At 62.4% G+C, this 23944-nt stretch carries 24 protein-coding genes, 1 tRNA gene and 3 pseudogenes; 18 read left to right on the top strand and 10 right to left on the bottom strand.

Annotated features, from left to right (window positions below):
* Positions 1-29 precede the first annotated feature (29 nt).
* The 3 genes from NKH98_RS15900 to NKH98_RS15890 form a co-directional block, all read right to left on the bottom strand.
* Positions 30-551: a CoA-binding protein gene (locus NKH98_RS15900; RefSeq protein WP_254817595.1), complete on the bottom strand. Its 522-nt coding sequence runs from the start codon at positions 549-551 to the stop codon at positions 30-32.
* A gap of 77 nt (positions 552-628) precedes the next feature.
* A complete protein-coding gene (locus tag NKH98_RS15895) occupies positions 629-1051 on the bottom strand; it encodes a VOC family protein (protein ID WP_352896614.1) in 423 nt (140 codons plus the stop codon).
* A 9-nt stretch (positions 1052-1060) separates the two neighbouring features.
* Positions 1061-1882: an enoyl-CoA hydratase gene (locus NKH98_RS15890; RefSeq protein ID WP_352650020.1), complete on the bottom strand. Its 822-nt coding sequence runs from the start codon at positions 1880-1882 to the stop codon at positions 1061-1063.
* A gap of 156 nt (positions 1883-2038) precedes the next feature.
* On the opposite strand from NKH98_RS15890, the gene NKH98_RS15885 reads away from it, so the two are divergent.
* The 5 genes and pseudogenes from NKH98_RS15885 to rpsI all read left to right on the top strand — a co-directional run bounded on the left by NKH98_RS15885 (position 2039) and on the right by rpsI (position 4362).
* On the top strand, positions 2039-2494 hold the full coding sequence (locus tag NKH98_RS15885) for a PaaI family thioesterase (protein WP_352899696.1): 456 nt from the start codon (positions 2039-2041) through the stop codon (positions 2492-2494).
* 26 nt (positions 2495-2520) lie between these two features.
* A pseudogene (locus tag NKH98_RS15880) lies at positions 2521-2732 on the top strand (type II toxin-antitoxin system HicA family toxin).
* 27 nt (positions 2733-2759) lie between these two features.
* Positions 2760-3158, top strand: a complete 399-nt coding sequence (locus NKH98_RS15875; protein WP_352506478.1) for a type II toxin-antitoxin system HicB family antitoxin — start codon at positions 2760-2762, stop codon at positions 3156-3158.
* A gap of 255 nt (positions 3159-3413) precedes the next feature.
* Positions 3414-3878, top strand: coding sequence for a 50S ribosomal protein L13 (gene rplM, locus NKH98_RS15870; protein ID WP_023674645.1), 465 nt, complete (start codon positions 3414-3416; stop codon positions 3876-3878).
* A 1-nt stretch (position 3879) separates the two neighbouring features.
* Positions 3880-4362: a 30S ribosomal protein S9 gene (gene rpsI / locus NKH98_RS15865; protein WP_023717316.1), complete on the top strand. Its 483-nt coding sequence runs from the start codon at positions 3880-3882 to the stop codon at positions 4360-4362.
* 110 nt (positions 4363-4472) lie between these two features.
* Here rpsI and NKH98_RS15860 read toward each other — a convergent pair whose 3' ends face one another.
* Complete coding sequence (locus NKH98_RS15860) at positions 4473-5366, bottom strand: LysR family transcriptional regulator (RefSeq protein ID WP_254817589.1); 894 nt, start codon at positions 5364-5366, stop codon at positions 4473-4475.
* 94 nt (positions 5367-5460) lie between these two features.
* Between NKH98_RS15860 and NKH98_RS15855 the strand changes: the two genes are divergently transcribed.
* Positions 5461-6345 carry an aldo/keto reductase family oxidoreductase gene (locus tag NKH98_RS15855; RefSeq protein WP_352899692.1) on the top strand — a complete coding sequence of 295 codons (885 nt, stop codon included), beginning with the start codon at positions 5461-5463 and terminating at the stop codon, positions 6343-6345.
* A 30-nt stretch (positions 6346-6375) separates the two neighbouring features.
* Here NKH98_RS15855 and NKH98_RS15850 read toward each other — a convergent pair whose 3' ends face one another.
* Positions 6376-7434, bottom strand: a complete 1059-nt coding sequence (locus tag NKH98_RS15850; protein WP_352899690.1) for a glycerophosphodiester phosphodiesterase family protein — start codon at positions 7432-7434, stop codon at positions 6376-6378.
* A 305-nt stretch (positions 7435-7739) separates the two neighbouring features.
* Here NKH98_RS15850 and speB point away from each other — a divergent pair, with 305 nt between their 5' ends.
* From speB to NKH98_RS15835, 3 genes and pseudogenes are all read left to right on the top strand, one after another.
* Complete coding sequence (gene speB, locus NKH98_RS15845; protein WP_352703104.1) at positions 7740-8747, top strand: agmatinase; 1008 nt, start codon at positions 7740-7742, stop codon at positions 8745-8747.
* Positions 8748-8776: 29 nt separating this feature from the next.
* Entirely contained in the window at positions 8777-9703 is a 927-nt protein-coding gene (gene argC, locus NKH98_RS15840; protein WP_352806473.1) for an N-acetyl-gamma-glutamyl-phosphate reductase, read from the top strand.
* Positions 9704-10542, top strand: a pseudogene (locus NKH98_RS15835) (aminoglycoside phosphotransferase family protein).
* On the opposite strand, the gene NKH98_RS15830 reads toward NKH98_RS15835, so the two are convergent.
* Positions 10532-11626 carry a COX15/CtaA family protein gene (locus NKH98_RS15830; RefSeq protein WP_352650011.1) on the bottom strand — a complete coding sequence of 365 codons (1095 nt, stop codon included), beginning with the start codon at positions 11624-11626 and terminating at the stop codon, positions 10532-10534. The pseudogene NKH98_RS15835 and the gene NKH98_RS15830 overlap by 11 nt on opposite strands.
* Before the next feature lie 151 nt (positions 11627-11777).
* Between NKH98_RS15830 and NKH98_RS15825 the strand changes: the two genes are divergently transcribed.
* Positions 11778-12005, top strand: a complete 228-nt coding sequence (locus tag NKH98_RS15825) for a DUF2842 domain-containing protein (protein WP_352650010.1) — start codon at positions 11778-11780, stop codon at positions 12003-12005.
* On the opposite strand, the gene NKH98_RS15820 is transcribed toward NKH98_RS15825, so the two are convergent.
* Entirely contained in the window at positions 12002-13060 is a 1059-nt protein-coding gene (locus NKH98_RS15820; protein ID WP_352650008.1) for a polysaccharide deacetylase family protein, read from the bottom strand. The genes NKH98_RS15825 and NKH98_RS15820 overlap by 4 nt on opposite strands.
* Before the next feature lie 89 nt (positions 13061-13149).
* Here NKH98_RS15820 and NKH98_RS15815 point away from each other — a divergent pair, with 89 nt between their 5' ends.
* Positions 13150-14379, top strand: a complete 1230-nt coding sequence (locus NKH98_RS15815) for a GNAT family N-acetyltransferase (RefSeq protein WP_352650006.1) — start codon at positions 13150-13152, stop codon at positions 14377-14379.
* A 21-nt stretch (positions 14380-14400) separates the two neighbouring features.
* On the opposite strand, the gene NKH98_RS15810 is transcribed toward NKH98_RS15815, so the two are convergent.
* A complete protein-coding gene (locus tag NKH98_RS15810; RefSeq protein WP_352896589.1) occupies positions 14401-16650 on the bottom strand; it encodes a GumC family protein in 2250 nt (749 codons plus the stop codon).
* A 255-nt stretch (positions 16651-16905) separates the two neighbouring features.
* Between NKH98_RS15810 and NKH98_RS15805 the strand changes: the two genes are divergently transcribed.
* From NKH98_RS15805 to NKH98_RS15775, 7 genes are all read left to right on the top strand, one after another.
* Positions 16906-17469: a polysaccharide biosynthesis/export family protein gene (locus NKH98_RS15805; RefSeq protein ID WP_352896586.1), complete on the top strand. Its 564-nt coding sequence runs from the start codon at positions 16906-16908 to the stop codon at positions 17467-17469.
* 12 nt (positions 17470-17481) lie between these two features.
* On the top strand, positions 17482-18606 hold the full coding sequence (locus NKH98_RS15800) for a glycosyltransferase family 4 protein (protein ID WP_352650001.1): 1125 nt from the start codon (positions 17482-17484) through the stop codon (positions 18604-18606).
* 115 nt (positions 18607-18721) lie between these two features.
* A complete protein-coding gene (locus NKH98_RS15795; protein WP_352477292.1) occupies positions 18722-20257 on the top strand; it encodes an undecaprenyl-phosphate glucose phosphotransferase in 1536 nt (511 codons plus the stop codon).
* Entirely contained in the window at positions 20254-21579 is a 1326-nt protein-coding gene (locus tag NKH98_RS15790; RefSeq protein ID WP_352896583.1) for an O-antigen ligase family protein, read from the top strand. The genes NKH98_RS15795 and NKH98_RS15790 overlap by 4 nt, the downstream gene beginning before the upstream one ends.
* Positions 21570-21646: transfer RNA gene (locus tag NKH98_RS15785), tRNA-Pro, on the top strand. The genes NKH98_RS15790 and NKH98_RS15785 overlap by 10 nt, the downstream gene beginning before the upstream one ends.
* 831 nt (positions 21647-22477) lie before the next feature.
* A complete protein-coding gene (locus NKH98_RS15780; protein WP_254817574.1) occupies positions 22478-22672 on the top strand; it encodes a hypothetical protein in 195 nt (64 codons plus the stop codon).
* 121 nt (positions 22673-22793) lie between these two features.
* Complete coding sequence (locus tag NKH98_RS15775) at positions 22794-22985, top strand: hypothetical protein (RefSeq protein ID WP_352506491.1); 192 nt, start codon at positions 22794-22796, stop codon at positions 22983-22985.
* Positions 22986-23023: 38 nt separating this feature from the next.
* Here the strand turns inward: NKH98_RS15775 and NKH98_RS15770 are convergent.
* Positions 23024-23481, bottom strand: a pseudogene (locus NKH98_RS15770) (YbaK/EbsC family protein).
* Positions 23482-23600: 119 nt separating this feature from the next.
* Positions 23601-23879 carry a helix-turn-helix domain-containing protein gene (locus tag NKH98_RS15765; RefSeq protein ID WP_023674515.1) on the bottom strand — a complete coding sequence of 93 codons (279 nt, stop codon included), beginning with the start codon at positions 23877-23879 and terminating at the stop codon, positions 23601-23603.
* Positions 23880-23944 lie beyond the last annotated feature (65 nt).

Below are 23944 nucleotides of genomic sequence, written 5' to 3'. Positions count from 1 at the left end.
TGGCGGAAAAATACGGCAGAGCTGGAAGATTATTTCTGGCGAACGCCGAAACTCTGGAATCCCGGGCGCATCAGCGGCTTTTTCGACGACAAGACGCCGGAATTGACGCCGGTCCAGCCGATCTCGCCGGACAGCTTGCCGTATTCGATCTTGGGGCAACGGTTCATCACCACCTTGATGCCGGCGGCCTCGGCGCGCGCGGCGGCCTCGTCATTGCGCACACCAAGCTGCATCCAGATGACCTTCGGCAGCGGATCGAGCCGCAACACCTCCTCGACGATGCCCGGCACTGCCACGGAGCCGCGAAAGACGTCGACCATGTCGATTGGCTCTGGAACATCGGCCAGCCTGGCATAGGTCATCCGCCCGAGGATTTCCTTGCCGGCCTGGCCGGGATTGATCGGGAACACCGAAAACCCTTTGCCGAGCAGATATTTCAGCACAAAGTAGCTCGGCCGCACGTCATTGGCCGACGCACCCACCATGGCGATGGTCTTCACCGAATTGAGGATGCCGGCGATATAGGCGTTGTCGTAGGCGTCGTGGTTCATGCCTCGTCATACAGCGCTTCGGAGCGAGGTGCCAACAGCCGAGCAAGTGGCTTGCAATGGGCCAGAGGGGAACCTCGTCAGCCGGGCAGCGAGATCGTTCCGTCTTCCGCAATCGGAAAGGCCGGATTGTGCGCGACTTCCCAGACATGCCCGTCGGCATCGGCGAAATATCCATACCAGCCGCCCCAGAATGCGCGGCCAGCCGGCTTGACGATACGGCCGCCGGCTTTCTCGGCCATCGCCAGCACTGCATCGACCTCGGCGTCGGAGCGGGTGTTGTAGGCGAGATAGACGGCCGACGGCGCCTTGGAGAAGGTAACGCCCGAATCCTCTTCGGCGCTTTGCCGCGGGAACAGGCCGAGAATGGCGCCGCCCATCTGGAAGAAGGCAACGCCCTCGGTGATCCCGGCATGGCGCTTCAGACCCATCGCCTCGTAGAAGCGCACGGCGCGGTCGAGATCGTCCGTGGCGATGGTGATGATGGAGATGCGCGGTTCCATATCCGCCTCCTATTCCTCCGGCCATTCCGCCTGGCGCTTGCCGATGAAGGCGCCGATGCCCTCTTCCGCATCGCGCGCCAGCATGTTCTCGACCATGACGCGCCCCGTGTAATCATAGGCCTCGGCCAGCCCCATCTCGGCCTGCTCATAAAACGCTTCCTTGCCGATCTTGACGACCAAGGATGATTTGGAGGCAATGGTTTGCGCGTATTTGGTGACGATTTGATTCAGATATTCGCGCGGCACGACGCGGTTGACCAAGCCGAATTCCTTGGCGGTTGCCGCATCGATCGTCTCGCCGGTCAAAAGCATCTCCATGGCGTGCTTGCGCGAGACGTTGCGCGACAGCGCCACCATCGGTGTCGAGCAGAACAGCCCGATATTGACGCCAGGCGTGCAGAAGGTCGCCTCGTGCGAGGCGATGGCGAGGTCGCAGCTGGCGACCAGCTGCAATCCGGCCGCTGTCGCCAAGCCATCGACTTCGGCGATCACCGGCTTAGGATGGCGAACGATCGCCTGCATCAGTGAAGCGCAGGCGGAAAACGTCTTTTCGAAGAAGGCCCTGCCGCGATCGGCATCGGCGCGGTGCGCGCTCAACTCCTTGAGGTCGTGCCCGGCGCAGAACACTTTGCCGGTCGCCCCAAGCACGATGACGCGGACGGATTTGTCGGCCTTGGCGCGGTCGAGTTCCGCCGTCAGCGCCGCCATCATTGCAAGCGAAAGAGCGTTGGCCGGCGGATTGGCGAGCGTCAGGCGCAGCACGCCGTTGTCCAGCCTGGAGACGACCGGCCCTTCGGCAACGGCAGGCTTGATGGCGACGATTTCGGCCATGATCGTTCCTCTGCGATTCCGGATCGGTGATGAACTAATCTAGTATGCCGTCTCGCTTCGTCCAACTCCCTCGTCCGCTTCTGCCCTAATGAATGGCCGTTGCCAGAAACGCCACGTCGCGTTCATACAAGCAGGGCGCAAAACCGGGAGACTGAAATGCCTGCCCAAAGCAATCTCCAGCCGGTGCTGACGGCTGCCGAAATCAACACGCTGATGGCAACCGTTTTCCCGCAGCTCAACGACCAGTTCACCTTCTATGAGGCGTTGGAGGTGTTTCCAGGCGGCTGTATCGTGCGACTCAATGCCGAGGAGCGCCATTTGCGCCCCGGCGGCACCGTGTCGGGTTCGGCGCTGTTCACGCTGGCCGACATAGGCGGCTATGTCTGCGTGCTATCGCATGCCGGACCGGATGCGCTTTCGGTCACCACCAGCCTCAACATCAATTTTGTCCGCAAGGCCGAGGCCGGGCCGATCGACGGCCATTGCCGCATCCTGAAGCTGGGCAAGAGCCTGATGGTGTTCGATATCGACATCGTTGCCGGGCCTGAGAGACACACGGTAGCGCACGCAACGGGCACCTATTCGATCCCGCCAAGGCGGGTACCGGCCTGATGCTTTCTATTGAATTTGTTGTTGATGTGTATATATGTGCGCATAGGTGGCCTTTGCTTGAGCGTGACAGCCGCAAAATCGTGAAGCGTCTCAAGGGTGATGGTTCGAGCTGGTTTCCGTACGCGGCTCGCATCACAAGTTTCGAAAGGGCGAGATCGTGTTGATCGTTCCGCATCCGGAGAAGCATCTACCAACCGGTACAGCTCGCGCCATCGCCAAACAAGCGGGCTGGATATAGGTGACCTGAAGCGTCTTGGAGGCTGAGATGAAGAACTATTTCGCGTTGGTCGATAAAGATCCCAACAGCGCGTTCGGCATTCGCTTTCCCGACATTCCCGGCTGCTTTTCAGCCGCGGACGAGGCGGAAGACATCGTTCCGAATGCAGTCGAAGCGTTGCAGCTGTGGGCGGAGGACATGCCTGTTCCCGAACCGTCCAGCCATGAGGCGATCGTCGCGCTTGCGGATATACGCAAAGCACTTGCTGAAGGAGGCTATCTGGTCTCGGTACCACTCATCGACAATGACAGCGCCGTCGTGAGGGCGAATGTAACTTTCGAGCGCGGCGTCTTGCGGGCGATCGACGCCGCAGCGCGCGACCGAGGCATAACGCGATCCGCATTCCTCTCCAGCGCAGCTCGCAAGGAAATCGAGGCAAAGCACTGAACTTACCTGACACAGGGCCAAAATCGCGATGTGGTAAAATCATACCTTTAACTCAAACTCTTGTTTTCATTTAAGTTTATCTTCCGGCAATCATTTCATGCGCCTTGACGCGATAACCACCCTCCCCTATAAACCGTGACGAAGCAGCGGCCCGCGAAGGCCGCCGTTTTGTTATTGGCGACGGCAAGTGCCTTTTGCCAATCCAAGCAACAAGAAACGCCTTCTTTTGAAGGTCCGAACCGAAAGCAACAATCCATGGCAACCTTTTCGCAGAAGCCTGCGGATGTGGTGAAGAAGTGGGTGCTGATCGACGCCGAGGGTCTCGTCGTCGGCCGTCTCGCCACTGTCATCGCCAATCATCTTCGCGGCAAGCACAAGCCCACCTTCACCCCGCACGTCGACGACGGCGACAACGTCATCGTCATCAATGCCGACAAGGTGGTGTTCACCGGCAAGAAGTTCACCGACAAGGTCTATTACTGGCACACCGGCCATCCCGGCGGCGTCAAGGAGCGCACCGCGCGCCAGCTGCTCGAGGGCCGCTTTCCCGAGCGTGTCGTCGAAAAGGCTGTCGAACGCATGATCCCGCGCGGCCCGCTCGGCCGACGCCAGATGAAGAATCTCCGCGTCTATGCAGGCACGGAACATCCGCATGTCGCCCAGCAGCCCGTTGTCCTCGACGTGGCCAAGCTGAACGCCAAGAACAAGAAGGTTTCGTAAGATGGCTGAGCTTTCCTCGCTCGCAGAACTCGGAACTGCCACCGGCAACACCAACACCCAGCCGGCAGCACCCGTCCATGTCCAGAAGCTCGACAAATCGGGCCGCGCCTACGCCACCGGCAAGCGCAAGAACGCCATCGCGCGCGTCTGGGTGAAGCCCGGCTCCGGCAAGATCGTCGTCAACGACAAGGTGTTCGCCGAATATTTCGCGCGTCCAGTCCTGCAGATGATCCTCAACCAGCCGATCATCGCCGCCAACCGCGCCGGCCAGTACGACATCGTTGCCACTGTCATCGGCGGCGGCCTTTCCGGCCAGGCCGGTGCCGTGCGCCACGGCATCTCCAAGGCGCTGACCTATTACGAGCCGGCGCTGCGCGCCGTACTCAAGAAGGGCGGCTTCCTGACCCGCGACAGCCGCGTCGTCGAGCGCAAGAAGTACGGCAAGGCGAAGGCCCGCCGCTCCTTCCAGTTCTCCAAGCGTTAAGCGCAGCGCAGCGTTCAGAAAACGCAAAGGCCGCCTCCGGGCGGCCTTTTCCATGAATGGCGGCACCAATCACCGGCGGCAGGCGCGGCTCGCTCGCATCGTGGCAGACTTCAGGCCTTGATGAAGTCGATAAACGCCCGCAACGGCGCCGGCACGAGGCGCCGGCCGGGATAATAGAGGAACGGCCCGGAGAAGCTCTGCCACCAAGGCTCAAGCAGCGGTTCGAGCGCCCCGCTCTCGAAGTGAGGGCGTAGCCAATCCTCGAACAGGCTGATGATGCCGGTGCCGGCGATGGCTGCGTCGACTTTGAGGTCCGTCGCCCCGCCCAGGGTCACGAGAAGCGGCCCCGTCGGGTCGACTCGCACCACCTCGCCGTCGCGCTCGAATTCCCACGGCGGCATCGCACGGCTGGCAAAGCGGCCGCGCAGGCAGGCGTGGCCGAGCAGGTCGCTCGGGTGTTGCGGCCGGCCATGACGATCCAGGTAGGCAGGGCTGGCGGCGGTGGCGAAGCGCTGCACGCGCGGTCCGATCGGCACGGCGATCATGTCCTGCTCCAGCCGCTCGTCGTAGCGGATGCCGGCGTCGCAGCCGGCCGCCAGCACATCGACGAAGCTTTCCTCGGCGATCACCTCCAGCCGGATGCCGGGATAGGCGGCAAGGAACCGCGGGACGATGCTGGGCAGGACCAGCCGCGCCGCGCTGACCGGCACGTTGAGGCGCAACAAGCCCGCCGGCCTGTCGCGAAAGCCGTTCACCACGTCGAGAGCCGACTCCACCTCGGTCAAGGCTGGACCGAGCCGCGCCAGCAGGCCTTCGCCGGCCTCCGTCAGGACGACGCTGCGGGTCGTCCTGTTGAGCAGCCTGACACCGAGCTGCGTCTCGAGGCGGCGCACGGCCTCGCTCAACCCCGACGCGCTGCCACCGCTGGCGCGGGCGCCATCGCGAAAACCCTTGGCGCGCGCCACGGCCACGAAAGCGTTCAGATCCCCGAGATCGATCTTCATTGTTCGTTATTCCGCACAGCCTGTGCGGATTGTACCCAATTATCATGGGATCGGACAGCGTCTATCTGTGCGCCATCCCTGAAGGAGAAAGACCATGTCCAGTATCGACCAGTCCGGCACATTCATCCTCGGCGACCGCAAAGTCAGACGGCTCGGCTACGGCGCCATGCAGCTCGCAGGGCCCGGCGTCTTCGGCCCACCAAAGGACCACGACGCGGCATTGGCCGTACTGCGCGAAGCCGTTGCACAAGGCGTCAACCACATCGACACCAGCGACTTCTATGGCCCGCACGTGACCAACCTGTTGATCCGCGAAGCGCTCGCACCCTATCCCGACGACCTCGTTATAGTCACCAAGATCGGCGCCCGGCGCGGCCAGGGCGGATCGTGGCTGCCGGCCTTCTCGGCCCAAGAACTCACCCAGGCGGTGCACGACAATCTGCACAATCTCGGGCTCGACGTGCTGGAGGCGGTCAACCTTCGGATCATGTTCGACGCGCATGGCCCCGCCGAAGGGTCGATCGAGGCGCCGCTTGCGACGCTCGCCGAGCTTCAGCGACAGGGCCACGTGCGCCACATCGGGCTGAGCAACGTCACCGCTGCGCAGGTCGCCGAAGGCCGCAGGATTTGCAAGATCGTCTGCGTGCAGAACCAGTATAATCTGGCGCATCGGGGCGACGATGCCTTGATTGACGATCTCGCCCGCGACGGCATCGCCTATGTGCCGTTCTTCCCGCTTGGCGGCTTCAATCCGTTGCAGTCGTCGACCTTGTCCAAGGTCGCCGCACGCCTCGGCGCCACGCCCATGCAGGTCGCGCTCGCCTGGCTGCTTCGCCGCGCGCCCAACATTCTTCTGATCCCAGGCACGTCTTCCGTCGCGCATCTCAGGGAGAACCTCGCCGCGGGCGATCTCGCGTTGCCCGAAGATGCGATCGAGGAACTGGACAGTATCGCCGGAACTGTCCCCGCTCACGCGTAGCGCGGCAATCGCTCTGGTTCGTGCCCGGCGTTAGTTAATGCTGGCCGTATTCGCCGGCTCGGCCGGGCGCTTCTCACCGGCGTAGGGCACGCGAAAACCGTTCGCCGCCAGCCAACCGATGGCCGCCTTCGGTTCGTCAGTCTGGATGATGGTGGCGCCGCGCTCGACCCAGAAGCCATAAGTCTCGCGCGGCAGGCTGGCCGCAACCGCCAGCTCGTCGCCGCGACCGCCGGCGAGGAAGCCGCCCGGCTTGTTGACGATGGCATAGGTGTCGGCCCAGATGTGCCAGTCGCCCCTCACCGCCAGCGCGCGCATGCGCGGGCTGAACAGCGGGCCGCCGGTCTCCGTCAGCGTCTCTGATCCCATGCGCCAGTTGATCATCTCGACTGCGCGCATCGGGAAGGCCCGGCTCAGTTCCTCGGCAAACATGGCGTCGCGAACCGCGTCATCGGCGATGATCGGCATGAACTGGAAGCCGCTGCCGATCTCGGCCATCGCAGCCTTGACCCTGGCGATCCTCTCCGCATTCCACAGGTTCTCTTTGACGATCACCTGTTCGGCCATGCCGAGATCGCGGGCGACGGCGACCATGCCGGCGAGGCTTCCGGTGTCGAGCTTGTTGTCGAGGTTGACGAGAATCCTGTCCCTGGTCGCCACCAGCATCTCGCGCAACGTCGAGACCGTCTCGCCCGTAACGGCGCCGGTGCCTTCGATCACCAATCGGCAGGTCTTGAGTTCGGCCAATGTGCGGTTGACCACCTCGCCCTTGCAGGTCGTGGTGCGGTCAAGCCAGCTGTCATGCATGACGACGAATTCTCCGTCCTTCGAGCGCCTGATGTCGACCTCGACGATCTCGGCGCCCATTGCGATCGACGCCTCGACGGCGGCGATCGAGTTTTCGGGATAGAGCGTCTTGCTGGCCTGCATGCCGCCGGCGCGGTGCGCGGCCACCATCACATGGTCGCGCCATTGGTTGGCGTGCTCGAAACGGTCGAGAATCTGCCTGGCGCGCGTTTCACCCGCCAATGCCTGGCCAAGGGAGACCACCAGCGCCGCGGAAAGCAGAAGGCTCAGCCAAATCGTTCGCATGAGACAAGTCGTTCGCACGAGAATCGCTCCGTACCGGGATCGCACCCCGGTTAAGCGATGCCCGTGACAGGCAGGTGAACGAAGCCGGCTTCGCAAACGCAGGAAAATCAGATCAATGCCGGCCGAAGCAGCCGTTGGCGGCTACTTTCGGTTATTTACCAGGCAATCTCCGGGCCGGCCATGCGGGGTTCGCCTGGCGAGCAAGGATTTGTGACCGGATCGAATGGCCGTGATCCTCCGCAGGGGTCGCAATTCTGAGAATTATGTCCAATAAGGTTGCGCGTCGACGCACAGGAGATCGCTTCATGCCGCCAAGGACCATCGATCACGCCTTCACCACCCGCTCCAGGACAGGCGCGTCGTTTGAGCCGACCTATGCCGGCGCGCTGTCGTTCATGCGGCGCAAATATTCGAAGGACGTGAAGGGCGCCGATGTAGTGGTGTGGGGCATTCCCTTCGATGCGGCGGTCACCAATCGGCCGGGCGCTCGTTTCGGACCGCAGGCGATTCGCCGCGCCTCGGCCATCCTCGACAACGATCCGCAATATCCGTTTTCGCGCGACCTGTTCGAACAGCTTGCTGTGATCGACTTTGGCGATTGCCTGCTCGACAGCGGCAATCACCAGAAGACGCCTGCCACGATCGAGCGCGAAGCGGCGAAAATCTTGAAATCCGGCGCCTTTCTGCTTTCACTCGGCGGCGACCATTTCGTCACCTGGCCGCTGCTCAAGGCGCATGCCGCCATCCACGGCCCGTTGGCTCTGGTGCAGTTCGACGCACATCAGGACACCTGGCCCGACGACGGCAAGCGCATCGATCACGGCTCCTTCGTTGGCCGTGCGGTCAAGGAGGGCATCATCGATCCCGACCGCTCGATCCAGATCGGCATCCGCACCCATGCGCCCGACACGTTCGGCATCAAGATCCTATATGGCCATGAAGTGGAGGAAATGCGGGCGTCCGACATCGCCTATGCCATCGTCGACCGTACGGGCGGCAAGAAGACCTACGTCACTTTCGACATCGATTGTCTGGATCCAGCTTTTGCGCCCGGCACGGGAACGCCGGTCGCGGGAGGCCCGTCTTCGGCAAAGATCCTGTCGGTACTGCGCCAGATCAACCAGGTCGATATCGTCGGCGCCGACGTCGTCGAGGTTGCGCCAGCCTATGATCACGCCGATATAACGGCAATTGCCGGCTCGATGGTGGCCATGCACTATCTCGGGCTGCTGGCGGAACGAAAGGCCCGGCTCGAGGACATGAACCAGGGCAATCACAGCGTTGCCGGATTGAATCAGGCAAGCGGCATATAGCTTTGAGATAACAGGAATTTTGGCAGGCAATGAAACCGAAAATCTTCATCGACGGCGAGCACGGCACCACCGGTTTGCAGATAAGGGCGCTGCTTGCCGAGCGCGGCGACCTGGAAATCATCTCCATCCCTGCCGAACGCCGCAAGGAAACGGCAGCGCGCGCCGAGTTCCTCAATGCCGCCGATGTTGCGATCCTCTGCCTACCGGACGCGGCCGCTAAGGAAAGCGTTTCGCTGATCGCCAATGACACCACCAAGGTGATCGACGCCTCGACGGCGCATCGCGTCGCCGAGGGCTGGGAATATGGTTTCGCCGAAATGGACAAGGACCAGGCGAAGAAGATCGCTTCGGCGAAGCGCGTCGCCAATCCGGGCTGCTGGCCGCAAGGACCGATCGCGACGCTGCGGCCGCTGGTTGCGGCGGGGCTGTTGCCAGTCGATTTTCCGGTCACCGTCAACGGCATTTCCGGCTATTCCGGCGGCGGCCGGCCGATGATCGAGGATTATGTCGCCAAGGGCGAGGATGCGCCGGAATTCCTGCCCTACGGGCTGACGCTGCAGCACAAGCACGTGCCTGAGCTCAGGACCTATGCCAAGCTTTCGCACGATCCGATCATGCAGCCGGCAGTCGGCAATTTCGCGCAAGGCATGATCACCGTGGTGCCGCTGCAACTCGGCGGCCTCGACCATGTGCCGACCGGCGCCGAGCTTCATGCGGCAATCGCCGATCATTTCGCTTCCATCGATGGCGGCGTGGTCGAGGTGGCGCCGTATCTGCATCAGGAACGCATGCCCGACATCGATCCGGAGATCTACAACGGCACCAACCGGATGAAGCTCTATGTCTTTGCCAATGATAACAGGGCGCAGGCGCTGCTGATTGCCGTCTACGACAATCTCGGCAAGGGCGCCTCGGGCGCCGCTGTGCAGAACATGGATCTGATGCTCGGCCTTTGAATGGATGCGCCGAGATTTCCAAAGCGCTGGAAGGTCGGCGCGCCGGAGCTCATTGCCGAAACGTTCGGTAGCCGCATCTGGAAAGTTGTTCGCGAGGACGGCTCACCGGCAATCGTCAAGGATCTAAAGCCTTTCGACGATGTGGAGGACGAGTTGCGTGGCGAGCATTCCTCGCCTGGCGACGCGGCGAAGGCGCGGTGCGGCTGCTCGGCCGCGACGGCCACCGCATGCTGCTCGAATACGCCGGCGAAATCTCGCTGTCACAGATCATTGCGGATCAGGACGACAATGCCGCCACCGCCATCGCGGCCGAGGTGATGACAAGACTGGTCTCGCCGTCGAAGCACGCCGCCCCGCCGGACCTTCAGCCGTTGCGGAGACGGTTTTCCAGCCTGTTCAAAAAGGCGAAGGCCGATCGCGCCGCCGGCGAAAAGAGCCTGTATGTCGAAGCTGCCGAAATCGCGGAGCGGCTGTTGTCCAATCCGCACAACGTACGGCCGCTGCATGGCGACCTGCATCACGACAACATCATGCACGGTCCACGCGGCTGGCTGGCGATCGATCCGAAGGGCGTCCTCGGCGACCCGGGTTTCGACGCCGCCAACATGTTCTACAACCCACTCGACCGAGATGATCTTTGCCTCGATCCGAGGCGGATCGCCCATATGGCGCAAGTCTTTGGCGCCACGCTCGGCCAGACGGGGCCTGCCGTACTGGACCACGCCGTTGCCTATGGCTGCCTGTCGGCTGCATGGCACCATGAAGATTGCAATGCGGTCGACGAAAGCCGCGAGCTGGCGATTGCCGCGGCAATCCGGCGGGTGCGGCTCAGCCTCTGAGAGCGATCTCGTGGGGCAGCGGGTAAGCGCCCTTGGTACCGCGCCAATGCGCGGCGGCGAAGCCCAGCAGAACCAGCGCGAATGCCTGATGCGTCAGGGCCATGTGCAGCGGCACCTGCATCAACAGGGTGCCGATGCCGATCGATGCCTGCACCACGACAATCAGGAACAGCAGCGTCGCGCGTCGGGCATGCGTCGTACCCGGCAGACGCCGGCGTGTCGCAATCATGTGCCAGAGCGCGACCGCGAAGATCGTGTAGGCGCCGATCCGGTGCACGAACTGCACTGTCTTCGGATTTTCGAAGAAATTGCGCCACGCGGGCTCGAGCAGCAGCAGGTCGCCAGGGACCAGCTTGCCGTCCATCAGCGGCCAGGTGTTGTAGCTCAAGCCGGCGTCAAGCCCCGCGACCAGCCCGCCGAGATAGATCTGGACCAGCGCCAGCAGCACCAGAAAGCCGGCCAGACGTTGCGTCGAGCGGTCGGCGGCAGGTTCCGAGTGCGGCGCCAGCCCACGCGCGACAACCATGGTCGCCGTGAAGATCAGCGCCGCCAGCGTCAGATGCGTCGCCAGCCGGTATTGGCTGACCGAAACCCGGTCAACCAGGCCGGATGCCACCATCCACCAGCCTATCGCGCCCTGCAGCCCGCCGAGCAGGAGGATGCCCGACAATCTCGTGCCGAGGCCCCGCTCGATGCGGCGCGTCACCCAGAAGAACAGCAGCGGCAGGGCGAAGACCACGCCGACACTACGCGCCAGGATACGATGCACCCATTCCCACCAGAAGATCGACTTGAACGCCTCGATGCTCATGCCCTTGTTGAGTTCGGCATATTGCGGGATCTGCTGGTAGCGCAGGAACTCCTCCTGCCACTCGGAATCGTTGAGCGGCGGGATGACGCCGTGAATCGGCTGCCATTCGGTGATCGACAGGCCAGAATCGGTGAGCCTCGTAGCGCCGCCGACCACCACCAGCGCAAACAGCACGACCAGCACGACATAGAGCCAACCGCGCACCAGTGCACGATTGCGAAGGTCTCGATCGCGGGCGGCGAAGGGCGCGTCGTCGGATATGGCAGCAGCCATGGGTTTGTCCCGGCAGTTGAAGTCGCGGATTGGTGAACCATCGCAACCCGGCTTGCAAGGCCGGGCGACGCGGCACGCCGTCGCGCCGTTTCTGGCGGGTTGCGCGCATTCGCCGTTCGGCCTAAGCGATAGCGATCAACGAGATCGCGCCATGCCCATTCGCCTGAAAAAGCTGATCGGAAGCTTCCTGCTGGTAGTGCTGGTCGTCGTCTATGCGCTGGTCGCCTCGATCGTCGCGGTCGCCCAACTGTCGCAGTCCGGGCCGCTGGCGCACTTCATCTTCTTCCTGCTGAGCGGGCTTTTGTGGGTGCTGCCGGCGATGGGCATCATTAAGTGGCTGATCCTGGAGCCGCGGCCGAAGGGCCGAGGCCACAGTTAAATCGTCACCACCGTCTTGCCGGCATTGGCCAGCGGCGTCGTCACGCCCGACAACATGGTTCGGATGTGGGCGATGCTCTGATAGCGGCCGTTGACTGAAATGCGCGGCAGGGCATGCAGGAACCCGGCATGCTCGGCGCGCAGTACGCCGTGGCGGGTCGTCACCGCCGACGCATAGCCGGCATCGCGGACAAGGCCCACTTCGCGGCGGCCGACTGCGCTGGCATGACCGTAGGGATAGGCGAAATGGCGCGGCTCCTCGCCGAGTTTGGCCTGCAATATGCGCTTGACGTCGCCGATCTCATGCCGCGCGTCGCTCTCGGAAAGCCGCTTCAGATTGCAATGATTGACGCTATGCGCGCCGATCGTCACCAGCGGGTGCCCGGCCATGGTGCGGATCTCGTCCCAGTTCATCAGCGTGCTCGGGCGCGGACCGCCCAACTCGATGCCGTTCGAGCGCGCCAGATCGCGCAACACCGCACGCTGGTCCCGCTCGCGCACCTTCAGCGTCAGATAGGCGTGCAGGCGCGCATTGGCCTGGACCTTTTTTCCCCGATTCGAGCAGTCGATCGTCACCGGGCCGTCCGGCGTCGTCAGCGTCAGGCGATCGCGCGCATTGACGATATCCTCAACCAGGTCCCACCACAGGTCGGCAGCGCCGTCGATCAGTCCCGGTGCGACGTAGATGGTGATCGGCGCGCCGTGCTTCTCCAGCACCGGCAGCGCCTCGGTCATGTTGTCTCGATAGGCGTCGTCGGCGGTGATCGTCGCGAACTGGCCGTCCTTGTCGCCGGCCTTGATGCGCTCGATCGCCTCGTCCAGCGTGATGAACCTGTAGCCGTTCGCCTTCATGTCGGCGATCACGATATCGAGGAACCCAGGCGCGATGTTCAAGTGTCGGTTGACGCCATTCGGCTTTTCCGGCGCCGCGGTGACCCGATGCAGCATCAGGATGACGCCAAGGCCGCCGATAAACGGCTTGGCCAGCGGCGCGAGACCTGAATAGCGGGCGAGATTGAGCGCCAGTTTGCGAATTGCCTCGCCCCCGTCGATCATTCATTCACCTTTTGCGCCTAAGCTCATCAAGCATGGAATGCGCCTGCGCGGACCCCCAATCGCGACGAATACGCCCTAAGGATTGAGGTATGGTTGACGCCACCGCGTCATTTGACGGCAATCGGCTGGCAAGCAGCGAGGCGTCGCCGTATACCTTGCCGGCCGGCAAAGCCGGCTTGTCGATCTCGGTTGCCGATAGTGCGGCGCTGGCGGCGTACGCCGAATTCTGCCGTTCGGCGCTTTTTGCCCCGGCGCAGAGCGCAGGCTGGATCCTGAACTGGGCCGCACATACCGGCGCCGACGTTGTCGTTGCGACGCTGCGCGCCGACAACAGGCCGGTTTTCTCGTTGGCGCTGGAGGTCACTCGCAGTGGGGCGTTCCGCGTCGCCCGGTTCATGGGCGGCCGTCATGCCAACGGCAATTTTGCCGCCGCCGACCCGCAATGGCTGGCGAATGCCGATAACGCGGCGATCCGCGCTATGCTGGCTGCGATTGCCAAGGTGCGGCGTGATATCGATCTTGTCGCGCTAGAGCGGCTGCTGCCCGATCTCGACGGCGTTGCCAACCCGCTCTCCGCCCTGCCGCATTTTTCAAGCCCCAATCTGTCTCTGGCCGCCGGTCTTGTAGGAGGGTTTGATGCATTGCTCACCCGCGTGAGCGGCAAGCGCAGGCGCAAGAAGCATCGCTCGCAGGCGCGCAAATTCGGGGCCGTCGGCAGCCATTGCCGCATCGAGGCGAGGACTGCGGACGAGGTGAACAGGCTGCTCGACGCCTTTTTCGAGATGAAGGAATTCCGCTTCCGCAAGATGGGCATCGCCAATGTTTTCGGTGAAGCGGAGGTGCGTGCTTTTTTTCGCTCGCTGTTTACCGACGCGCTCCAAGAGGAAGATCCGTCCTTCGTGCTGCATGGGCTGGAAGTCGCCGGCAAGCTTCGTGCGGTCACCGGATCGAGCCGCTCGGGCAAGCGGCTGATCTGCGAATTCGGGGCGATCGCCGAGGACGAGCTCGCACACACCAGCCCCGGCGACTTCCTGTTCTTCGAGAACATCCAGGAAGCCTGCGAGGCGGGTTTTGAAATCTATGATTTCTCGGTCGGTGACGAACCCTACAAGCGATTGTGGTGCGATGTCGAAACGCAACATTTCGAGGCGCTGGTTCCGCTGACGCTGAAAGGTCGCGCGCTGGCGCTTGCGCTCAGGCACGGCGCAAGCCTGAAAGCATTCATCAAGCACAGCCCAATGGTCTGGAAGCTGACCAAGCTGCTGCGCCGCAAGGCCGTGGGCCAGACAGCACCGGCCGCAGGCGAAGACGACAGCTGATTTCGATTTGAGAAAAATGCCTCAGGCCGCCGAGCGCCGTCCCGGCATTGGCCCCGGCGCCACATGGCCGATTGGCGTGACCAGCGTTAGGTCGGGATAACCGCTCTCGATGAGCGCGACTGCGGCTTGCGTCACCTGGTCGTCCGGCTCCAGCATGGAGAGCAGCACCTCGGTGCCCTCGCCCACCAGGCGGCTGATGCCTTGCGCGTCGGCCGGCCCGCATTCGACCACAACCAGATCATAGGCCGTGGTTAGCGACTGCATGATGATCGGCAGCCGGTCGGCGGCGCGCATGGCACGGACCGGATCGGCTGTGCCGACGGGAATCACGTGGCAATCCGAATAGAGATCGGGGTGGATCACATCGCTGAACTGCGCTTGCGAGGCGAGCAGATCGGTGATGCCCGGAAACAGCCCGCTGTCCAGCATCGGCCGCGAGGCAGCACCCGAAGCGGTGAGATCAAGCAGCAGCACGCGTAGCCCAGCGTCGGAGACTGCGCGCGCCACCAGCACCGCCGAGGCAGCCGCCTCGTCGCCTTCCGGTGACACGAATATGGCCCGGGCTGCACCGGTGGCGATCAGTTTTTCCGCGGCCTTGTCGATGTCGATCTCGCCGAGGATAGAACGTGCCGGTTCAATGTCTCCAGCGGCCATTTCAGAGTACTCCGGTTCGATTTTCTCGGCAGCCGCTTCCGCCACCGCGACGGGTTCCGGCTCCACTTTGGTTTCAATGATACTGTCGTCGTCGGTCTCATCGATCTCGGCGACTGCCGGTTCGGACCGCGCAACCGGCGGGTCGGGCTCGGCCGATGCGCGTTCGGCCTGGACAGCCGGCATCGCAACCTGCTCGATGTGTTCGAAATGGGCACCGGCGGCCGGACGCATGGCACGGCCGGAAAACAGTTCCTGCAGCAACGTGACGATCGCCATGATGAGCAACGAGCCGACAAAGGCCGCGCCGACAATCGGACCAATCTTGGGGAAATAGGGTTCGGTCGGCGCCCGGGCCTCCGAAAATAGGCGAGCGTCAACAGGTAGGTAGTTGCGATCCTTGCGTGCGGCCGCCTGGAGATAGCTGGACGAGTAGAGATCGAGTTGCTGGCGCTTGGTCGCGGCATCGCGCTGCAGCGCATCGAGTTCCACCTGCTCTTCGCCGGCGCGGGCGGACGCCGCCTTCAGCGTGTTGACGTCGGCCACGAGTTGAGCCTCGCGCGCCTTTGCCGTCTCGGCCTGCGCCATCAGACCCTTCATGATCTTTTCCGCTTCGTTGCGGATCTGGCGGTCGAGATCGGCGAGTTGCGACCTCAGCGCCCGGATGCGCGGATGGTTGTCGAGCAAGGTGGTGGAAAGGTCGGCGATGTTGTTCTTGAGTTCGACTTGCCGCTCGCGCAGGCGCTGGATCAGTTCGGACGACAACACCTCCGGAACGGCATCCAGTGAGCCGCCACTGCGCAATGCCCTGCGCACGCTGTCGGCGGTCGCTTCCGCTGAAGCGCGGTTGGCGCGCACCCGTGACAATTCGCTCGACAATTCGGACAGCTGCTGGGTGGCAAGCACCGAATTGTTGCCGCCCATCAAAAGATCCGACTGGGCACGGAATGCGGCAACCTTGGCTTCCGCCTCCTTCACCCGATTCTGCAGATCCGCGATTTCCGGCGCCAGAAAGTCGGTGGCAGCGGAATTCGATTCGAGCTTGGCGTTGCCCTTGGATGCGATATAGGCGTTTGCAATGGCGTTCGGGATCGCGGCGGCAAGCTGTGGATCCTCCGACGAGAACTCGATTGCTATCGCGCGGGTTTTTTCGACGCCATAGACGTTGAGCTTCTCATGCATTGCGTCCAGCACGCGCTCTTCCAGCGGGATCTCGAAGGGATCGCTTTTCAAGCCAACGAGGACAAGGGTGCGGCTCAGCGCCGACATCTTCAGCGCCTCGTCGAATTCGGGCAACTTCGCCAGGTTGAGCTTCGCCGCCACCTGCTTGAGGATGTCGGGGGACGAGATGATCTGGACCTCGGTGGCCACAGCCTCTTCGTCGGGAATCGACCGCTCGTTGCCGTTGGCCCCGGCTGGCCGCGTGAACTCCGATTCTCGAGGCCCGATCTCCAGCTTGGCTGCCGCCTTGTATTCGGGCGTTGCAAGCCAGGCGAGCGCAAAGGCCAGGCCGGTTACAGCCAGCGCGACGACAAGGATGCGCAACCAGTTTCGCGCCAGGCTGGCGAAAAGCTGCCTGAGATCGATGTCGACATCTGCGGCTGCGGATTGAACGGACATGCATCCCTGCTCCGGTACTGAGTCAGCATGCACCGTAAACAACTATGGTAACTCAGCCGTTAATATCGCGGTAAGAACCTGTTAGGCTCTACTAACAAGCCGCAAACAAGAGGCTGAAAACGATCTGCATTTGTCGATCCGGCCCGTATCGGCGGTGCGCCTTTACCGGCCATTAACCCTAACAGGATGATAACCGAGCTCGATCGTTAAGGTTTGCCGCAGAGTCGCCGGCTATTCAAAGGTACGTGTCCGCTCATGAAAAGCACTACTCCCCTTTTCCGCGCGCTGCTTGCCGTATCGATGCTTTCGGGCTGCTCCAGCTACCGGCCGACGCCGGCCGCATTCCATGAAGTTCTCGACCAGCCCTATCGCCTCGGCGCCGGCGACCGCGTCCGCGTCACAGTGTTCGAGCAGGAGGGATTAACCAACACCTACAGTGTCGACCAATCCGGCTATCTCTCGCTGCCGCTCGTCGGCAACGTGCCGGCGCGCGGCCACACCGCCCAGCAGCTCGAGGGCGAGATCGCCGAGAAACTGCGCCAGGGCTATTTGCGGGATCCTGACGTTTCTGTCGAAATCGATCGCTACCGACCGATCTTCGTCATGGGTGAAGTGGGTGCGGCGGGCCAGTATTCCTATGTTCCGGGCCTGACCGTGCAGAAGGCCGTCGCCATCGCCGGCGGGTTCACGCCACGCGCCAACCAGGAGAGCGTCGACATTACCCGCGACATCAACGGCAAGGTGATAACCGGACGCGTGGTGACCTCCGACCCGCTACTGCCCGGCGATACAGTCTATGTTCGCGAACGCCTGTTTTGATGTGCTGACCAAGTGGCGGACACACTCAGGATCGTCCACTGCTTTCGCTCACCGGTCGGAGGCATCTTCCGGCACGTGCGCGACCTGACTGAGGCTCAGGTCGCCGCCGGCCATGCCGTCGGCATCGTCTGCGATTCGACGACGGGCGGCGATTTCGAGGAACGGCTGTTCGAACAGATGAAGGGCAGTCTGGCGCTCGGCATTCACCGCACGCCGATGCAGCGGCATGTCGGGCCAGGCGATCTCGCCTCGGCCCGGCGCACCTATAGGATCATAAAAGAATTGCGGCCGGACGTGCTGCACGGGCATGGCGCCAAAGGTGGCGCCTATGCCCGTCTGTTCGGCTCATTGTTGCGGGTATCCAGGTCTCGCGTAGCCCGCCTTTATTCGCCGCATGGCGGCTCGCTTCACTATGACGAGACCACCGCCATGGGGAAGCTGTTCTTCGCGCTCGAGCGCTTCATGGCTCGCTTCACCGATTGCCTGCTGTTTGTTTCCGATTATGAGCGACGGACTTATCGCAGGAAGGTCGGCGAGCCGCCTATTCCGAACGCTCTCGTCCACAACGGCCTGCGCGCCGCAGAGTTCGAGCCGGTGCGGACCGAGCACAATGCGGTTGACCTCCTCTACATCGGCATGATGCGAGACCTCAAAGGCCCCGACATCTTCATCGATGCGCTGGGGCTTGCCGCAACACGGCTCGGCCACCCATTGAAGGCGCTGATGGTCGGCGACGGCGACGACCTGCCGCGCTATCGCGCCCAGGTGAGTCAGCGCGGCCTGGACGTCGGCTTCCTGGCGCCGATGCCGGCCAGGCTGGCCTTCACGCTGGCCAAGCTGGTCGTCGTTCCATCGCGCGCGGAAGCCATGCCCTATATCGTTCTGGAAGCGCTCGCCGCCGGCAAGCCGATTATCGCGACGTCGGTCGGCGGCATACCGGAAATCTTCGACACCAGCTCGCCTGCCCTGATCCGGCCCGACCCGCGCGAACTTGGCGACAAGATAAGCGCCGCATTGGCCGATCTCGACGCCTACAAGGGCCTGATGCCCGGCATCGCCGACCTCAAGGCACGATTCGGCGCCGATGTAATGGCCGCTGAAATCGAAAAGGCTTATTTCGCCGCGCAAAAAAAATAGGGCAACGGGTTCCACCGGGCTGCACCTGGTGAAAGCGTCTCCAAAGCCATCTGTTGTTTCAAGGGTTTCTTAGCTCTCTTTTGCTATTCACCTGAGGGAAACCTGCGGACACCCCATGAACGAAATCGACCCCGCGCGCCGTTTTTCGCTAGACGCGGTGCGCAAATTCAACGCCCCTGCCGAGAACAACACGGCCGGCGGCATGAACGACGTCGCCCGCCAGGTCGCCTCGCAATACCGGCGCGATACGATGTCGCCGATCATGGTGAGCGGCGTGCTGCGCATGGTGGAATTCGCGCTGCTGTTGGTGTCAGGTCTTGCCGTCTATTTCTACTACGTCGGCTTTTTCAACTATCTTGCCTGGCAATACTCCCTGACGATCGCCGCCACCTCGTTCCTCGCGGTCGTTCTGCTCGACGTCACCGACTGCTACCAGATCGTCGCGCTAATGCGGCCGATCGCCAATTTTGGCCGGCTCCTGCTGGTCTGGGCCGGAACGTTCGCCTTGATGGCGCTCACCGCCTTCACCATGAAAATGTCGGAAGACTATTCGCGCCTGCTCTTCGGCACGTGGTTTGTTGTCGGCTTCGTGCTGATCCTGGGTCTCCGCCTGGTGATGTCGAAGCTGATCCGGCGCTGGGCGCGCGATGGGCGGATGGAGCGCCGCGCCGTTATCGTCGGTGGCGGCAAGGCGGCGGAAGTACTGATCCGCTCGGTCGAAAGGCAGCCCTACAACGACATCCGCATCTGCGGCATCTTCGACGACCGCGGCGATAAGCGGTCGCCGCCGGTTGTAGCCGGTTATCCCAAGCTCGGCACAATTTCCGAACTCATCGAATTTGCCCGCATCGCGCGCATCGACATGCTGATCGTATCACTGCCGCTGACCGCCGAATCGCGCGTGCTGCAGTTATTGAAGAAGCTGTGGGTGCTGCCGGTCGACATCCGGCTGTCGGCGCATTCGAACGCGCTGCAGTTCAGGCCGCGCGCCTATTCCTATATCGGCTCGGTGCCGATGCTCGATATCTTCGACAAGCCGATCAACGACTGGGATTCGGTCGCCAAGCGCGCCTTCGACATCGTCTTTTCAATCATCGGCATCATCGTGTTCTCGCCGGTGATGCTGGCGACCGCGATCGCGATCAAACTCGACAGCAAGGGGCCGGTGCTGTTCCACCAGAAGCGGCACGGCTTCAACAACGAGATCATCGAGGTCTATAAGTTCCGGTCGATGTACACCGACAAGGCGGACCCGACGGCGAAGCAGACCGTGACAAAGAACGATCCACGCGTCACCCGCGTCGGCCGCTTCATCCGCAAGACCTCGATCGACGAATTGCCGCAGTTCTTCAATTCGCTGTTCGGTTCGCTGTCGCTGGTCGGGCCGCGCCCGCACGCCATTGCCGCGCAGTCGCACAACCTCCTCTACAATGAGGTGGTCGACGGCTATTTCGCCCGTCACAAGGTCAAGCCCGGTGTAACCGGCTGGGCGCAGATCAATGGCTGGCGCGGCGAGATGGACACCAACGAGAAGATTCGCATGCGGACGGAATACGACCTCTATTACATCGAGAACTGGTCGCTCCTGTTCGACCTCAAAATCCTGTTCCTGACGCCGATCCGCCTGCTCAACACGGAAAATGCATATTGAGCGCGACGGCCTATGAATTGCCGGCGGCGGCGGTCAACGCCAAGCTGATCGCACTGATTGCGTCAGGGGCGGTTTTCCTCGGCGTCTTCCTGTCCGGCTTCGTCATTGCCGAGCCGGCGCCGTACGACGTCTATATGATCGGGCTGATCGTGGTGTGGCCCTTGTTCGGAATGCGCATACAGCGCGCGGCGGTGCCGCTTCTGGTGCTGCTGTTGATCATGAACATCGGCGGCATGATCTCGATGACGCAGATGTCGGACCTCGCCGGCACGCCGCTCTATCTCGCCGTCTCGCTGTTCCTGGCCTTAACCGCGGTTTTCTTCGCTTCGGTAACGGCGGTCCGGCCCAGTCTCTATCGGGTGATCTTCGTCGCCTATGTGGTGTCGGCGGTGCTGACTTCGCTGGTCGGCATAGCCGGCTATTTTCATGCCTTTCCGGGAGCCGAGATCTTCACCAAATACGACCGCGCCGCCGGCGCCTTCCAGGACCCGAACGTGTTCGGGCCGTTCCTGGTGCTGCCGGGCATCTACCTGCTCTATCTGCTGCTTACCGGCTCGGTCGCGCGCATGCCTCTATTGGCTGTGCCGCTGCTGATCATCACCGCCGGCATCTTCTTTTCCTTTTCGCGCGGCGCCTGGGGCATGTTCGCCGTTTCGGCGATCCTGCTAACCGGTGCCTTGTTCCTGCAGAGCGCCAGCGGCAAGTTCCGGCTGCGCGTGGTCGTCATGACCATCGCCGCCGTCGGACTGCTGGTCATCGCAATGATCGTCATCCTGCAACTGCCGGGCGTCGCCGAGATGTTCTCGAACCGCGCACAGCTTGAACAAAGCTACGACACCGCCCGCCTCGGCCGCTTCGCCCGCTACACGATCGGCTTTCAGATGGCACTGGAGCATCCGTTCGGCATCGGCCCGCTCGTCTTCGGCAAGATGTTCGGCGAGGACACGCACGACATCTGGCTGAAGATGCTGATGGATTACGGCTGGCTCGGCTTCGTGTCGTTCCTGACGCTGACGTGCTGGACGATCGCCGCCGGCTTCCGCATTCTGCTGCGCGACCGGCCGTGGCAGCCTTATCTTCTATGCGCCTACGTCGCCTTCATCGGCAATATCGGGCTCGGCACCTTCATCGACATCGACCACTGGCGCCATGTCTACCTGCTGCTTGGCTTGATCTGGGGTGCCATCGCGCTCGAATACCGCCACCAGTGGCAGCTGCGGGCGGCGCAATGCCCGTTGCCGTTGCTTCAGGCAGGACAGCAACCGAATTCGGTTGACCGGAGCCGGTCTATCACGATACATCGCGACCGGTCCGGAGTGTAGCGCAGCCCGGTAGCGCACTTGACTGGGGGTCAAGGGGTCGTCGGTTCGAATCCGGCCACTCCGACCATTAAAATCCAAAGGCTTAGCCAGTTTTCCCCCAAACTGGCTGTACAGACAATAGCCGCACTGCAGCCAGCGCAACGTACGCAGGCGCGTGATCTCATCGAAGAATCGATCACGATCACTCGTGCGCGAGGCACGGAGGCTGGCGGCTAGCCAGAAGCCCACCGAGAAACCGCGCGACAGTGGCTAGGCGACGTTTGGTGCGTACGCCAACCTTTATCGTGAGCCCGTATTCCAGCTTCAATAAGAAAAGGTCCCGCCGCACATGCCAGAACGGCGGGACTCGATCAGGCGCCTTGCATCAGGCAGGGGTGACTCGGGGGTTTGGGCATGCCCGGTGCGCGCGGATCGTAGTGAACCCTAGGCCCATCAGCTGCAATGCGTCCACCAACCGTCGGTTGGAAAGAACTAATTCAATCCCGATGGCTGGCCTGGCCTGGCCTGAACAGGCGTGCTCAAGGCTCAGTTTCTTCCCGGGGAAGAGCTTTTTGATCAGGACAATCAGGATAGGGCAATTCTTCACACGGAGAGGGTCTGTGGCCAACTCTGCCATAATGTTCCGCGAGTTTTGCGAAACCGTAGGCGAAGGCGAAGAGAAGCGCGAGGATAACCGCTATTCGGACGGCCATACCGTATTGTAGCAGGATCGTCGCATTGGAGCGCGCGGCGTTTTGGTACGTTTGAATGTTGAGTTCGAAAAAGGTTGGCTTTATTTGAATTGCCGTCGTCCGCAGTTGTAAGGGCGAGCGGACGCTACGAAGATGCCACGCGCTTTCGCCCTTAGGGGAGAGATGCAATGTCGCTTCAAGGGGTTGCCTGTCCTGCCGAGCTGACCATGTTGACCAAGGCACTTGATGCCCGATGCCGTGAACTAGGCCTCGCTGACGGCGATCCAGGCAGAGAAGTGCTCGGCCGCAGGGTGATGGATTTGTTCGAAAGTGGTCAGCTCAGCGCCGAAGACCTGAGACTGGCTCTGAGCGGCGAGATCTTTAACGCCAAAAATCCTCCGGCCGGAGCCAGTGGGCTTTGATACGGCAAGCGGCTATCCGCGCAGCCATTTGAATTACTGGGCCAGCGTGTGAACAAATGTGATTTTGCGGTCGGTGCCAGACGGGCTAACTTTGCCCATCGAACGAACGAGGAGAATGATCATGAAGACATTCCTCGCAATAGCTGCGGCACTGACCATGTCCATATCAGTTGCCTCTGCGGATTGCCCCGCGCATTCAAAGGTCCAGGCATCGGTCGACACGCAGACGACAGCGAGCGTCGAGAAGGCCGATATGTCGACTGCCACAGACGCTCAGACGATCAAGAAAGAAGAGCCACAGAAGACCGAGTAGCGGTAACACTCAGCGGATCCCACGACCCGGATAAATGGCTACTGGCACACATCCACCCACTCGGCGTCGACGAGTTCGGCCAGGCGTTGCGGGCTGAGCCGTACGGCGGCATTCGTCGCGCCTGCCGCCGGGACGACCTCGTCAAAGGCGCGCAGCGAGATGTCGCAGTAGACCGGGAGCGGCGCCGGTAGGCCGAATGGGCACACCCCGCCGACGGGATGACCGGTCGCGGCAAGCACCTGTTCGGCATCCAGCATTCGCGCCTTGCCACCGAACCGGTCCTTGAATTTGCGATTGTCCAGCCTGGAGATCCCGCTGGCCACGATCAGCATCGTCTGGTCGCCGGCGCGCAAGCAGATCGTCTTGGCAATCTGCGCTGGCGCTACGCCATGCGCTTCGGCGGCCAGAGGCACTGTCGCCGAGCTGGCTTCCGTGACGATAACGTCGATGTCGGGCGCGTGTGCGGCGAAAAGGCGCGAACGGATTCGAGGCTCATCTCCGACAATTTCCGTCTGGCGTCGCCGTAGCGGCCGGCAAGTCCACTAAGTGGCCGAAAAAACGAAGCCCGCCAGGGCGACCCATGGCGAGCTCGTGGAATAAAAGCATGACACGTCGCTACGACACGGATCGCCTTTTGGCAGGCAACACGGCTTCGTCAAACAGAGCGCTTTCCGGAAGTTGAAGCGCGGAGGCAATACGCCGACGTTTCGAGGGATCGGCATCCTTGCCGCTTTCAATGTCGGCAATCTCATAGGCTGCCAGCCCGCACGCCAGGGACAGCTCTTCGATGCTGTATCCACGGGCTTCCCGGGCGGTTCGGACGGCACTGCGTTCAGGCGTAACCGCGCTCGCCGCCAGTTCGGAGTAAGGTTCGCGTTTTGCTATTTGGGGCATTGGCAACTCCGTGGGATGAAAGAGTTAGATCAAATCATGTTGTTGCCTGAGACGATCGGGAGAAT

It is taken from the genome of Mesorhizobium sp. M0833 (assembly GCF_040319905.1).
GTDB lineage: Bacteria > Pseudomonadota > Alphaproteobacteria > Rhizobiales > Rhizobiaceae > Mesorhizobium.
Note: the sequence above shows the minus strand (reverse complement) of the source record. Positions and strands in the feature narration are given on the sequence as shown.